Origin of the sequence: Streptomyces sp. I05A-00742, assembly GCF_013055795.1 — a bacterium.
In the GTDB taxonomy this organism is placed as follows: Bacteria; Actinomycetota; Actinomycetes; order Streptomycetales; family Streptomycetaceae; genus Streptomyces.
In genome coordinates, this window is sequence record NZ_JABETO010000004.1 from 32,835 (window position 1) to 45,327 (window position 12,493).

10 protein-coding genes are annotated in these 12,493 nt (G+C 74.3%); 9 read left to right on the plus strand and 1 reads right to left on the minus strand.

The window, feature by feature from the left end; translation table 11 throughout:
• The first annotated feature begins 28 nt into the window (after positions 1-28).
• Positions 29-601 (plus strand): flavin reductase family protein, encoded by a 573-nt coding sequence (locus HN013_RS05040; RefSeq protein WP_171163394.1) that lies wholly within the window; start codon positions 29-31, stop codon positions 599-601.
• A complete protein-coding gene (locus HN013_RS05045; RefSeq protein ID WP_171163396.1) occupies positions 598-1,131 on the plus strand; it encodes a pyridoxamine 5'-phosphate oxidase family protein in 534 nt (177 codons plus the stop codon). Before HN013_RS05040 ends, HN013_RS05045 begins: the two co-directional genes overlap by 4 nt.
• Positions 1,132-1,141: 10 nt before the next feature.
• Here HN013_RS05045 and HN013_RS05050 read toward each other — a convergent pair whose 3' ends face one another.
• On the minus strand, positions 1,142-3,091 hold the full coding sequence (locus tag HN013_RS05050; protein ID WP_171163398.1) for a hypothetical protein: 1,950 nt from the start codon (positions 3,089-3,091) through the stop codon (positions 1,142-1,144).
• A gap of 261 nt (positions 3,092-3,352) precedes the next feature.
• Between HN013_RS05050 and HN013_RS05055 the strand changes: the two genes are divergently transcribed.
• The 7 genes from HN013_RS05055 (at position 3,353) to HN013_RS05085 (ending at position 12,375) form a co-directional block, all read left to right on the plus strand.
• Positions 3,353-5,038, plus strand: coding sequence for an aromatic amino acid ammonia-lyase (locus HN013_RS05055; RefSeq protein WP_249374743.1), 1,686 nt, complete (start codon positions 3,353-3,355; stop codon positions 5,036-5,038).
• A complete protein-coding gene (locus HN013_RS05060) occupies positions 5,028-5,327 on the plus strand; it encodes an acyl carrier protein (protein WP_171163399.1) in 300 nt (99 codons plus the stop codon). Before HN013_RS05055 ends, HN013_RS05060 begins: the two co-directional genes overlap by 11 nt.
• Entirely contained in the window at positions 5,324-7,612 is a 2,289-nt protein-coding gene (locus HN013_RS05065) for a beta-ketoacyl-[acyl-carrier-protein] synthase family protein (RefSeq protein WP_171163401.1), read from the plus strand. Before HN013_RS05060 ends, HN013_RS05065 begins: the two co-directional genes overlap by 4 nt.
• Positions 7,612-8,715: an AMP-binding protein gene (locus tag HN013_RS05070; protein WP_171163403.1), complete on the plus strand. Its 1,104-nt coding sequence runs from the start codon at positions 7,612-7,614 to the stop codon at positions 8,713-8,715. The genes HN013_RS05065 and HN013_RS05070 overlap by 1 nt, the downstream gene beginning before the upstream one ends.
• Positions 8,712-10,001, plus strand: coding sequence for a styrene monooxygenase/indole monooxygenase family protein (locus HN013_RS05075; RefSeq protein ID WP_171163405.1), 1,290 nt, complete (start codon positions 8,712-8,714; stop codon positions 9,999-10,001). The genes HN013_RS05070 and HN013_RS05075 overlap by 4 nt, the downstream gene beginning before the upstream one ends.
• A complete protein-coding gene (locus HN013_RS05080; protein WP_171163407.1) occupies positions 9,971-10,741 on the plus strand; it encodes an SDR family oxidoreductase in 771 nt (256 codons plus the stop codon). Before HN013_RS05075 ends, HN013_RS05080 begins: the two co-directional genes overlap by 31 nt.
• Positions 10,742-10,824: 83 nt before the next feature.
• Positions 10,825-12,375, plus strand: a complete 1,551-nt coding sequence (locus tag HN013_RS05085) for a 4-hydroxyphenylacetate 3-hydroxylase N-terminal domain-containing protein (RefSeq protein WP_171163409.1) — start codon at positions 10,825-10,827, stop codon at positions 12,373-12,375.
• The last annotated feature ends 118 nt before the right edge of the window (positions 12,376-12,493 follow it).

Below are 12,493 nucleotides of genomic sequence, written 5' to 3' on the forward strand. Positions count from 1 at the left end.
GGCGCGGACCAGGGTGAGGACGGGGACGATGGATCACGCGGCAACCTTCGGAACGGCGGGCCCCGGATTCCGGGCGGCCATGCGGCACGTACCCACCGCCGTCGCCGTCCTGACCGTCAGAACGGGCACGGGCCCGGCCGGTATGACCGCCGGCTCGGTCACCTCCGTCTCCATGGACCCGGAGCTGCTGTCGGTGTCCCTGCGGCGGGACAGCCGCCTCACCGACGCGATCGCCGACTCCGGCGGGTTCGTCGTCAACCTGCTCCAGGAGCACCAGTCGGCGATCGCCCGCTGGTTCGCCTCGTCCGAACGCTTCGGCGTGGCCGACGAGTTCCTGGGCATCGGCTGGCACCCCGCCCCGAAAGGGGGCCACCCGATCCTGACGGACGCCGCCTGCGTGTTCGAGTGCCGTACGGAGGGGCAGGTGCCGAACGGCGACCACCTCCTCACCATCGGCTGGGTGACCGCGTGCCAGGTGAGCCCGTCGGCGCGCCCGCTGCTCAGCTACCTGGGCCGGTACCACCGGATCAGCGGCCGCCCGGCCGACGAGGGCTCACCGGCCGGGCCGGGGACCGCGCACACCGGACGGCCGCGGCCATGACCGGCCGGGCGCCCATGGTCGCGTGGGGTGACTTCCGTGCCGCCGAACCGGGGTTCGCCGCGTCCGTGCGGGCCGCCTTCACGGCCGACCGGCACGCGGTGCTCGCCACCCTGCGGCGGGACGGCGCACCGCGGATCAGCGGCATCGAGCCCGTGTTCCACACGTCCGACATCTGGCTCTTCGTGATGCCGGGGTCGGTCAAGTCCGCCGATCTGCGCCACGATCCGCGCTGCGCCCTGCACAGTGCCACGACCGAACGCCGGTGCGGCCGGCACCATCCGGGCGGCGCGATCGGGCCGATGCCGGACGATGCCAAGATCAGCGGGCAGGCGGTGCCCGTCACCGACCCCGCCGCGGCGGCGGAGTTCCTGGATCTCCTGGAGGCCCGTACGGGACTGCCGGCGGACTGCGGGCCGGAGCTGATGCGCGTCGACATCGAGGAGGTGTCCACCGTCCGCGCCATCGGGGAGGGGGCCGTGGTCAGTTCGTGGCGCGTCGGCGGGCCCCTGCGGGTGCGGCAGCGGTCCTGAGCGCGGCCGTTCACCGGACCCGGATCGTGAGCCCGCCGGACCAGTGGCCGCCGGGCTCGGGACGGACGGCGCGGCCGTCCACGGTCATCGACAGGGTCCGGCCGTCCGGGGCCGTCAGCCGCGCGGTGCGGTCGAGGCGGAGGGCCGACAGGTGGCAGGTGCCCGTGGGAGTCCAGCGGCTGCCGGGGCCCAGGGTGAGGATCACTCCGTTGTTGACCACCGCGGCGGGGGTGTTGGTGACGACGCCGAGCTCCCGGTAGTGGGCGGCGTCGATGACGCTCACCCGGTGCCGGGCGGTGGTCGCCGAGACGACGCCGGTGAGGCGGCAGCGGGTGAGGACCAGGCTCAGGTTCAGGCCACGCAGCTGCTCGGTGCCGCCACGGGTGCCGTTGAGGAAGTCGCCGGTCAGGTCGATGTCGGTGAACTCGGCCGCGACGTCGGTGGTATGTGCGGCGGTGGTGTCGAAGTCCGTGACGCGGCGGGGCGGGCCGGTCGGCTCCCGGTGGACGTTCCCGGCGATTCTCGGGTCGTCCCGCATCGTCCTGGGGCCCGGGTCGTCGTCGTCCATCAGCTGCATCAGGATCCCGTCGCCGGGGAGCAGCCGCGCGCCGCGGGAGCCGTCGACGACGATCCGCGCGGGTTGCCCCTTGCCGAGGAACGTCGCTCCGCCGGTGCGGATCACGGTGCCGCCGTCGACGCTGATGGCGCCCGGGCCGTGCCAGAGCACACCGAAGCGCCGGGAACGGATCGTGGTGGGGCGCGGGTCGAGTGCAGTCAATTCAGGCTCGGTGAGGCCCAGTTGCCAGTCCGTGTTCAGCTTCCGCACCGCCTCGCGGGTGCTGTCGCCGTAGTGCAGGGCACCGCGGCGGACGATGGCGGCGTAGGCGGCGACGTCGACATCGCAGCCGAGGAAGTGCTGGGTGACGCCGTCGCAGAGGTAGGAGCCGTAGCCGGCGCCGGCGGTCGTCACCCGGCTGTTGACCGCCGTCAACCGGCAGTCCCGGCTGTCGGTGTCGGAGGACAGCACGCCCCAGCCCTCGGAGGAGAGGGTGGAGGCGACATAGGCCGCGGTGCTGCCCGCGCCCACCAGGTTGGTGGTGCGCACGTTGCCCGAGAGGCCGAGAGTCCAGGGCGCGGACATCATGCGCCAGAGCTCGACGGTGGGCACATAGCCGGGCGGCAGCACGCCGTTGCTGGTGTGCAGCCGGGAGTTCCTCACCACGGCCGTCGCGCCGCCGGTGACGACCACGGCGGCCCGGACCGCGCCGCGGCACCTGATCCGGGCCCCGTCCACCACCAGGCGCGCTCCAGTGCCGGAGGCCGTCAGGGCGGCTCCGTAGCCGACGAAATCGGAGCGGCCGTTCCCGGTCAGCTCGATGCGGGGCCGGCGCAGGAGGTACGTACCGCCGTCCACCCGGACGCCGTTGAAGACCTCGCCGGTGGAGACGACGGTCAGGCCGTCGGCGGCGGAGGCGCCGACGCGCCCGCGTCGCGCGGCGGACACGGACCCGGCGGCGTCGGGTCCGTCGGCGGTGATGTACAGCGCCTGCCGGAACTCGAAGGTCAGGCCGTAGAAGCGGACGGGGTGCCGCTCGGTCACGGTGATCACCACGTCGCCGCGGTAGGTCCCGGGGGAGATCCGGGCGACGTCGCCCGCCGTCAGGCCCGTTCCGGTCTCGACCCCGTCCACGGTGAGGGTGAGCACCTTGCCCGCCGGGGCGGCGAGGACGCCGCCGGGCTCCACGACGAGGCTGCGGTATCGCGTGGTGCGGGCGAGGACGACGGTCTTCCCGTTGCGCACAGTGAAAGCGGGGACGGGCGCCGTCCGGTCGTCCCCGGACCCGGTGAGGGCGGCGGCGGTGCCGAGGACGACGGCTCCGCCCAGCGCCGCGCCGAATCCCAGGAAGCGGCGCCGGCCGGGCCGGGGGGCCGGGGGTGGCGCAGAGGGGTCCGATGCCATGTCATGTACTCCCTCGCGTCGCCCGGCCGGGATTTCGGATCGGCGTCACGCGACCGAAATGATAATCCCAAGGATTTTCAGAAGCTTTTCCCTTGGGCGCCTCTTCCGGTCCGACGGCAGTTCCGAATTCTACTCCGGGCAGCCGGTCATCATATGTGCGTACTGATGCCTCGTTCGGGTCCACATCGTTCGACCCCCCATTCCGGTACGGGAAATGCACCTACGATCGGCGCGTGGGAAACCGGATCGAGGGGGTCTCTGTTGGCGACTACACATACGGTTCCGCGGTCCGGGGCGACCGGCGCGGCCCTGGTGCTGGGTTCCGATGCACTGCGCGCCGAGCAGGTCGCGGATTTCGCGAGGCGCCCCGACCACTGGGAGATCCGCCTCGACGCCGACGCCGAGGCACGGATGACCGCGGCCCAGCGGGTCAAGGACGACCTCGTCGCCTCCGGACAGCCCGTCTACGGCGTGACCACGGGGTTCGGCGACAGTTGTGGGCGGCACATCGGCCCGGCCAAGGCGGCCGCCCTGCAGCGCAACCTCATCTCGGGCCACCTGGCGGGCAGCGGCGGCACGGCGCCGCCCGAGGTGGCCCGGGCGACCATGCTGATCAGGGCCAACTGTCTGGCCCGCGGGTACTCCGGGGTGCGGGTGGCCCTGGTCGAGCTCCTGACGGACTGTCTGCGCGAGGACATCCTGCCGCTGATCCCGGAACGGGGGTCCGTGGGCGCCAGCGGTGACCTCGTCCCGCTGGCCTACCTCGCCGACATGCTGACCGGCAACGGCGCCGTGGTGCACCGCGGCGAGAAACGGCCCGCCGCCGCGGCGCTGCGCCGGGCCGGGCTCACACCGATGGAGCTGGCGCCGAAGGAGGGCCTGGCGCTGATCAACGGCACGTCCTTCATGAGCGGTTACGCGGTCGCGGCCGTCCGCGCCGCACGTGACCTGGCCGCGATCGCGGACCTCTGCACGGCGCTCGCGGTCGAGGCCCTCCAGGCCAGTTCCGGCCCCTTCGAACCCTTCCTCCACACACAGAAGCCGCACCCCGGGCAGCGGACCAGCGCGGCGAGGATCCACCGCCTCCTGGAGGGCTCCAAGCTCGCCATCGAGCACCGGGACAGGGTCGGCGCCAATCCCCGGCTCGCCGGTGAGGGCTACCAGATGCTGCGGACCGGGTTGCAGGACCGCTACTCGGTCCGGTGCGCGCCGCATGTGACGGGCGTCCTGAACGACACGCTGGACTGGGTCGCCGACTGGCTCGACATCGAGATCAACTCCACCAACGACAACCCCCTGTTCGACCCCGAGGCCGGTGAGGTGCACCACGGCGGCAACTTCTACGGAGGCCACGTCGGCCAGGCGATGGACGCCCTCAAGCTCGCCGTCGCGAGCGTCGGGGATCTGCTGGACCGGCAGATGGCGATGGTGGTCGACGAGAAGAGCAACCAGGGGCTGACCGCGAACCTCGTCCGTCCCACGGACGACACGGACTACGACTCCGGGATGCACCACGGCTTCAAGGCCGCGCAGATCGCCTCCTCCTCCCTGGCCGCCGAGGCGTTGAAGAACACCGCTCCGGCCACGGCCTTCTCGCGCTCGACGGAGTCGCACAACCAGGACAAGGTGAGCATGGCCTCCATCGCGGCCCGCGACGCCCTGCAGACCGTCGAACTGGTGCAGAACATCGCGGCCATCGACCTGGCGGCGCTGTGCCAGGCGGTGGACCTGAGGGGCGCCGACCGCATGGCCCCGGCGACACGGGCGGCCCACGAACGGGTGCGAAGCGTCGTCCGCTTCGTCGACCGGGACCGGCGCCTGGACACGGACCTGGCCGAGCTCGTGGCCCTGATCAGGTCGGGCGGGATCACCGCGGTGCTCCCGGGCCCCGGCCCGGAGACGGCGGCGGAGCTGCCCGGACAGCCGCGGAGGAGCTGTGTCCACTGACCCACGGGACGTCGAACCCGTCATCCGCGACACGGTCGGCGCGGTCCTCAGCACGTCGGCGGCCGACTGGCCCCGCGACCGTCCCCTGGACGAGCTGCCGGACGCGATCTACGACAGCCTGGCGCAGCTGGAGGTGCTCACCCGGGTGGAGCGGGCGTTCCGGCTCGCGCCGCGGCCCGTCGAGCCGGACCGGCTGCGGACCATCGGCACCATCGTGGCCCTGGTCACCGGCTCCCCCTCCGCCCGCACGCCCGCGGACGCCCGCCCGGCCGAGGGCGGTGGCGTATGAGCGCCGTCCCGCCGCGGGTCGCCGTCACCGGTGTGTACCTGGCCTCGGGGCTGGGCGCCGGGACCGAGGAGGTCTGGCGGGCCGTGTGCGCCGGTGACTCGGCCCTCGGCCGCTGCGCGGACCTGGCGGACGTGTTCGCGGCACGGCTTCCCGACGCCCCGGGCGCCGCGCCGCTGATCGAGCGGGCGGGCCTCGGCGCACTGCGGGACGCGGCCGTCGACGCGGACGCGTTCGATCCGTACGAGATCGGCGTCGCCCTGGGCACCAACGCCGGTTCGGAGGAGCTCTGGACCCACTACCGCTCGGCGGCGGGTCAGGACCGGCACCCGGCGCACACCTGCGCCGACCGGCTCGGCGCCGCGCTCGGCGGCCGGGGGCCCAAGGCGGTCTTCGCCACCGGGTGCATCGCCGGCGCGAACGCCCTCGGCTACGCGTACGACGCCGTGGCCACCGGCCGCGCCACGGTCATGCTGGCCGGCGGTTACGAGGCGCTGAACATCACCACGGTCGCGACGTTCGCCAGCTGGAAGTCGATCGATTCCGCGCCGTGCGCGCCCTACGCCCGCAGCGGTGGCCTGAACCTGGGCGAGGCGGTGGCGTTCCTGGTCCTGGAGTCGGAGCGGTCCGCGCTCGCGCGCGGCGTGCCGGTCCTCTCCTACGTGCTCGGGTACGGCCTGACCAGCGACGCGTACCACATCACCGCTCCCCCGCCGGACGGTTCCGGGCTGCGCGACGCCATGCTCGGCGCGCTGGGCCGCGCGGGCCTCGCTCCGGACGCGGTCGGCTACGTCAACGGTCACGGCACCGGCACGCCCGCCAACGACACCGCCGAACTCAACGCGATGCGAGCCGTGTTCACCGGTCCGCATCCCCCGCCGATGAGCAGTTCGAAGCCGCAGGTGGGGCACACGCTGGGGGCCTGCGGGGCGGTGGAGGCGGTCCTGACGACGCTGGCCCTGCGGGACCAGGTCCTCCCGCCGACCGCCAACGCCGACGACTCGGCGCCCTGGGACGTCGTACCGCGGGTCGCGCGGCGGCCCCGGGCGGAGGTCGAGGTCGCGCTGTCCAACTCGATCGCCTTCGGCGGCGCCTGCTGTTCCCTGGTCCTCGGACGCCGCGGCGGCCCGGCACGGGAACGGCCGCGCGGGAGCCTCTCGTTCACCGGTGCCGGAGTGGTCTCGCCCCTGGCCCTCGGGCGGCGCGCGTTCCTCGCGGCGCTGCACGGGAGCCCGCCGGACGGCACCGGACGCCCCGGCGCGGTCAGCGAGTTCATCGACCCGAAGTACCGCCCGCGGCTCGACGGCCTCGGCGCCCTCACGGTGGCCGCGGCGCGGATGGCCTGGGACGACGCGGGCCTGCGGGACGGCACGCGGGTCGGCGTCGTCCTGGCGACCTCCGCCGGCCCGATCGGCACCGTGGAGCGCCTGAACGAGACCGTCGAGCGCGAGGGCCCCGAGTTCGTCAGCGCCGTGCACGCCCCGAACATCGTCTCCAGCGTGCCGGCGGGCTACGTCACGCTGGAGCTGGGCCTGGGCGGCCCGCTGGCCGCCGTCTCCACCGGCGACGCCTCGGGGCTGATCGCGCTGGGCCACGCGGCCGACCTGATCCGGCAGGGCCAGGCCGACGCCGTCCTCGTCGTCGCGGCCGACGAGGTCACCGGCACGCTCGCGCGGGCGTACGGCCACTACGGTCTGAACGGCCCCGGCCTGCCCCGCCCGTACGCGCGCACCGCGGCCCCGGGCGCCGTCGCGGCCGGGGCGGCGGCCGTGGTCCTGGAGGCGTCCGACCACGCCAGGGCCCGGGGCGCCACCGCGCTCGGCACCCTGCTCGGGCACGCGGTGACCTCGGGGCCGGGCCCGTCGGAGGACGTTCCGCTGTGCGCCGACGCCTGGTCCCGGGCGCTGCGCCGGGCGCTGGACGCGACGCCGGGCGGGGAGGCCGTCGACGTCTACGGTGCCGCCCGGGGCGTCCCGGCCCTGGACGACGCCGAGCTCGCCGCGGTCGCCTCCTGCCTCAAGTCGGCCCGCACCCGGCTGACCGCCCTCGCCGGGACGACCGGGCACTGCCAGTCGGCCGGTGCGCTGCTGTCCCTCGTCGCCGCCCTCGACGGCTGCGGGAGCGGCCGGCTGCCGCGGCCGGCGGAACCGTCCGATCCGCTGCCCGGCGCGCTCTCCTACTGGTCGGCGGCGGCCGCGGACGGACCGCGCCGGGCCCTGGTGAGCGCCGCCAGCTGGGGCGGTACGTACGCGGCGGCGGTCGTCGGCCCGCCCGGTGAGGACACGTGATGGAGAGCTATCAGGAGCTGTCGCCCCGGGAGTTCCTCGCCCGGAGCCTGGGGGCCTCGCCCGCCGGGCCGCCGGGGCCGTCCGTCACCCGGTGGGAGCGGCTCGGGCGGCGGTCCGCCGCCGAGCTGGTGGCGGATGTCCTGCCGGACGTGGTCGAGTTGTGCACGTCCGGCAGCACGGGCCCCGCCGCGCCCTGGCGCCACAGCCGACGGCAGTTGTGGTCGGAGGCCGGGATGCTGGCCGACCTGGTCCGTGCCGACCGTCCCCGGGCGGTCCTGTCGTTCGCGCCCCCCGCCCACCTCTACGGCCTCATCGCGACGGCGCTGCTGCCCGCCGTGCTCGGTCTTCCCGTGTGCTACTGGCCGCGGTACGGGCTGCCGGTCCCCGCCATCGACGCCGACCGCTGGCTGGTGGTGGCCATTCCGTGGGCCTTCCCCGTCCTGCTCCGCGACCCGTCGGTGCTCGGCCGGAGCGAGCACGTCACGGTGATGCACAGCACCGCCACCCTGCCGGCCACGGCCGGGGAGTTCGTCTCGGCGACCGGGCCCGGCCGGGTGCGGCTGGTCGAACTGTTCGGGTCCACGGAGACCGGGGCCATCGCCCACCGGGAGCACACCACCGCCCCGTCGCCCTGGACCCTGATGGACGACGTCCGCTTCGACGGCGATCCCGCCGACGGCCGGCTCGGTGTGTCCGGCCCCCGGCTCGCCCTGACCCCGGAGGGCCGTCCCATGGCGCGGTGGACCACCGACGACCACGTCCAGCGGCTGGACGACCGCAGCTTCCACTTCCACGGCCGCCGGCACCGGCTGATCAAGGTCAACGGCCGCCGGATCGACCTCGATCTGGTGGAGGAGCGGCTGCGCGCGGCCCTCCCCTGCGCCGACCTCACCTGTGTGCCCGTCCCCGACCGGCTCCGCGGCGAGCACGTCGAACTCATCGTCGCCGGGCCCCACGAGCCGCACCTCGTCCGCCGGCGGACGACCGAGGCGCTGCGCGGACTCGGCGTCACCGTCGGGCACATCCGGATCGTCGACCGCATCGACCGCGGTGACACCGGCGAACCCCGCCCGTTCGCCGACCGGGGGGTGACCGGCCCATGAGGATCGGCATCGTCGGCGACGGCATCTCCGGGCTCCACCTGGCGCTGCGGCTGCACCAGTTGGGCATCGACGCCACGCTCTTCGGGTCCAGGCCGCCGGAGGCCGTGCGCCGGGGCCGGGCGCTCAACTTCGTCGCGCGCTCGGGGAGCACCCGGCGGCGCGAGGCCCTGCTGGGCGTCGACTTCTGGACCGCGCCCGACACCCTGGCCGGGGCGCGGACGGTCACGGTCCACGGCCCGGGGCCGCTGATGTTCCGTGCCGACCCCGACCCCGCCTACAGCGTGGTCGACTTCCGGCTCTACCTGCCCGCGCTGGCCGAGGAGTACCGGGCCCGCGGGGGACGGCACGTCGTCACGGACCTCACCGCGGCGACGGTCCAGGACGCCGCCCACGACCATGACCTGGTGGTCGTCGCCGGCGGCAGGGCGGCAGGGGAGCTCTTCCCCCGCGACCCCGGACGCTCCCCGTTCGACACCCCGCAGCGGGTGCTGTGCGGGGGGCTGTACCACGGCATCGGCGAGGACGTGCCGCACAGCATCGAGTTCCACGTCGTACCGGGCGTCGGCGAGGTCCTGCGGATGCCGTTCCACTGCGCGGACGGCCGCGTCGACGTGCTCGGTCTGGAGGCCGTCCCGGGCGGCCCCCTCGAAGCGGTCTGCCGCTCCCCCCACGACCCCGACCCGGCACGCTTCCACGCCGCCGTCCTCGACGCGCTCCACCGGCACGTCCCCGAACTCCGGGAGCGCGTCGACGAGCGGACGTTCGGGCTGAATCACCCGGCCGACCTGGTGCAGGGCGGGATCGTCCCGGTGGTGCGCCGCGCCTGGCGGCCCCTGACCGACGACACCTTCGCGCTCGCCGTGGGGGACGCCTGGATCGTCAACGACCCCATCACCGCGCAGGGCGCCAACCTGGGCTCCCACTGCGCCTGGGAGATCGCCGAGGCGATCGCCGCCGGGCCGCCCTACGACGCGGACTTCTGCCGCGCCGCGGAGGAGCGGCTGCGCCCGTACGCGGACGGCGTGGTGCGGTGGACCGCCGACTTCCTGCGCCCGCCCACCCCCCAGCTCCTCGATCTCTTCCGGGCGGCGGACGCCGATCCGGCGGTGGCCGCCGCCTTCGCCGCCAACTTCGACGACCCGCCGGCCATGTGGCGCAGCATCGCCACCCCGGAGCGGACCGCCGCCTTCCTCGCCGAGGTGCGGTCGCGGCCCGCCCCCACTCCCGTAGCGACGAGTATCCCGAGGACACATCCGTGGGCCGACTTGACCGCAAGACCGTCCTGATCAGCGGAACGAGCAGCGGGATCGGCAGGGCGGCGGCCCTGGAGTTCGCGAAGGAGGGCGCCCGGGTCGTCGGGTGCGGACGCGATCCCGGCACCGCCGACGAGACCGTCCGGCTGGTCGAGGAGGCGGGCGGTGCCATGGTGTCGCTCGCTCCCGTGGACCTGTCGACCCGGGAGGGTGCCCGGGCGTGGATCGACTTCGCGCTGGCCGCGTACGGCCGGTTCGACGTCCTCTGCAACAACGCCTCGTCGCTGCGGAACGCGCCGTTCGGCCGTCTGGAGCCGGACGACTGGCACCACACCGTCCGCAACGAGCTCGACCTCGTGTACCTGTGCACGCGGGCCGCCTGGCCGCACCTCGTGGAGCAGGGTGGCGGCGTCGTCCTCAACGTCGCGTCCATCTCCGGTTCGCGCGGGGCGCTGTTCGTCCAGCAGGCCGCGCACGGCGCCGCGAAGGGCGGGGTGCTCGCGCTGACCCGTCATCTGTGCGGCGCGGGCGGCGTGCACGGCATCCGCGTCAACTCCATCAGCCCCGGGCTGATCCGCACCCGCGCCACGGCACCCCACATCGACGACCCCGACAGCGCGGTTCCCGATCTGCTGAAGCGCATCCCGGCCGGGCGGGTCGGCCGGCCCGAGGAGGTGGCCAGGCTCGCGGTGTTCCTCGCGTCGGACGACGCGGCCTACATCAGCGGCGCGGACTTCGTCATCGACGGCGGCGTGAGCGCCATGGCGGGCTGAGGGCGGGGCCGCCCCGGCGCGGGCCCTTCAGCACGCACCAGCCGCGGACACCGCGGGAACGGACCGACCGGCAGGAGACCGCCATGCCCGATCAGCACGTCAGCCCCGCGCCGCCGGTGCCGCGGCCGGACACCGGCCGCCGCGCCGCGGAACAGCCGTTGACCGGCGAGGAGTACCTGGACAGCCTGCGTGACGGCCGCGAGGTGTGGATCTACGGCGAGCGCGTCGGGGACGTCACCGCCCACCCGGCCTTCCGCAACGCGGCCCGGTGCCTGGCCCGGCTCTACGACGCGCTGCACGACCCGTCCCGGCGCGGCGTCCTCACCACCGGCAGCGACGCGGGCGGCACCTTCACCCACCCCTTCTTCCGCGCGCCGCGCGGTGCGGCCGATCTCCGGGCCGCGCGGGACGCCATCGCGGGCTGGCAGCGGATGACGTACGGCTGGATGGGCCGGACCCCCGACTACAAGGCGTCCTTCCTGGCCACCCTGGGGGCCGACCCGGACTACTACGCCCCCTTCGCCGGGAACGCCCGCGAGTGGTACGGGCGCGCCCAGAACCGGGTCCTCTTCCTGAGCCACGCCGTCGTCAACCCGCCGGTGAGCCGCCACGCGGCCGCCGACGGGGGTGCCGGGATCCGGGTCTCCGTCGTGGACGAGACGGACGCCGGCATCGTCGTCAGCGGGTCGAAGGGGGTCGCCACCGGGGCGGCGCTCACCCAGTACGCGTTCGTCGGGCACACCGGTCCCGGGCCGGACGATCCGTCCCGGGCCGTCTGCTTCGTCGCGCCGATGAACACCCCGGGTCTGAAGGTCATCTGCCGTGCCAGCTACGAGCGTCAGGCCGGCCGGTCGGGCAGTCCCTTCGACTACCCGCTGTCCAGTCGGTTCGACGAGAACGACGCCCTCCTGGTCTTCGACCGCGCGCTCGTCCCCTGGTCGAACGTGCTGATCCACCGCGATGTCGAGCGGGCCGGCGGATTCGCCCACCGGAGCGGGTTCGTGCCCCGGTTCCTGTTCCACAGCGCGGTCCGTATGTCGGTCAAGCTCGACTTCCTGTGCGGCCTGCTGCTGAAGGCCGTCCACAGCAACGGCAGCGACGTACACCTCGGTGTGCAGTCGGGCGTCGGCGAGGCGCTCGCCTGGCGGCACACCGTCCACGCCCTGGTCACCGCCATGACCGAGCAGCCCGAGCCGTGGGCGGGCGGGTACGTCCACCCGCACCTGGACTCGGGGACCGCCCACCGCGTGCTGGCCCCGACCGCCTACAGGACGGTCAAGCAGCTCATCGAGCGCCTCGTCGCCAGCCCGCTGATCAGTCTGACCTCGCACGCCGACGACTTCCGCGCCCCCGAGCTGCGCCCGTTCCTGGACACCCATCTGCGCGGGGCGTACGGGATCGACGCCGAGCAGCGCGTGAAGCTGATGAAGCTGGTGTGGGACAGCGTCGGCAGCGAGTTCGCGAGCCGGCACGAGCTCTACGAGGACCTGCACGCCGCCAACCCCGAGGTCACCCGCTTCGAGACGTACCGGGCGGCGCTCGGCAGCGGGCTACGTGACGAACTCTGCGGTTTCGTGGACACGTGCCTGTCCGACTACGACACCGAGGGGTGGGCCGTCCCGTACCTGCGGTGAGCCTCGTGAAACCGACGACGTGGACGGCGGCTGCCCTCAAAGCACCCCCGTGGCTTTGAGCAGCCGCCGTCCACGTCACCGCGGACGTTAGCCATCCGGATCCGGACATGGCAACTTG

Excerpts from the sequence above, each read along its gene's own strand:
- HN013_RS05040 (WP_171163394.1), top strand. The coding sequence starts at position 29 with ATGGATCACGCGGCAACCTTCGGAACGGCGGGCCCCGGATTCCGGGCG.
- HN013_RS05045 (WP_171163396.1), top strand. The coding sequence starts at position 598 with ATGACCGGCCGGGCGCCCATGGTCGCGTGGGGTGACTTCCGTGCCGCC.
- HN013_RS05050 (WP_171163398.1), bottom strand. The coding sequence starts at position 3,091 with ATGGCATCGGACCCCTCTGCGCCACCCCCGGCCCCCCGGCCCGGCCGG.
- HN013_RS05065 (WP_171163401.1), top strand. The coding sequence starts at position 5,324 with ATGAGCGCCGTCCCGCCGCGGGTCGCCGTCACCGGTGTGTACCTGGCC.
- HN013_RS05070 (WP_171163403.1), top strand. The coding sequence starts at position 7,612 with ATGGAGAGCTATCAGGAGCTGTCGCCCCGGGAGTTCCTCGCCCGGAGC.
- HN013_RS05075 (WP_171163405.1), top strand. The coding sequence starts at position 8,712 with ATGAGGATCGGCATCGTCGGCGACGGCATCTCCGGGCTCCACCTGGCG.
- HN013_RS05085 (WP_171163409.1), top strand. The coding sequence starts at position 10,825 with ATGCCCGATCAGCACGTCAGCCCCGCGCCGCCGGTGCCGCGGCCGGAC.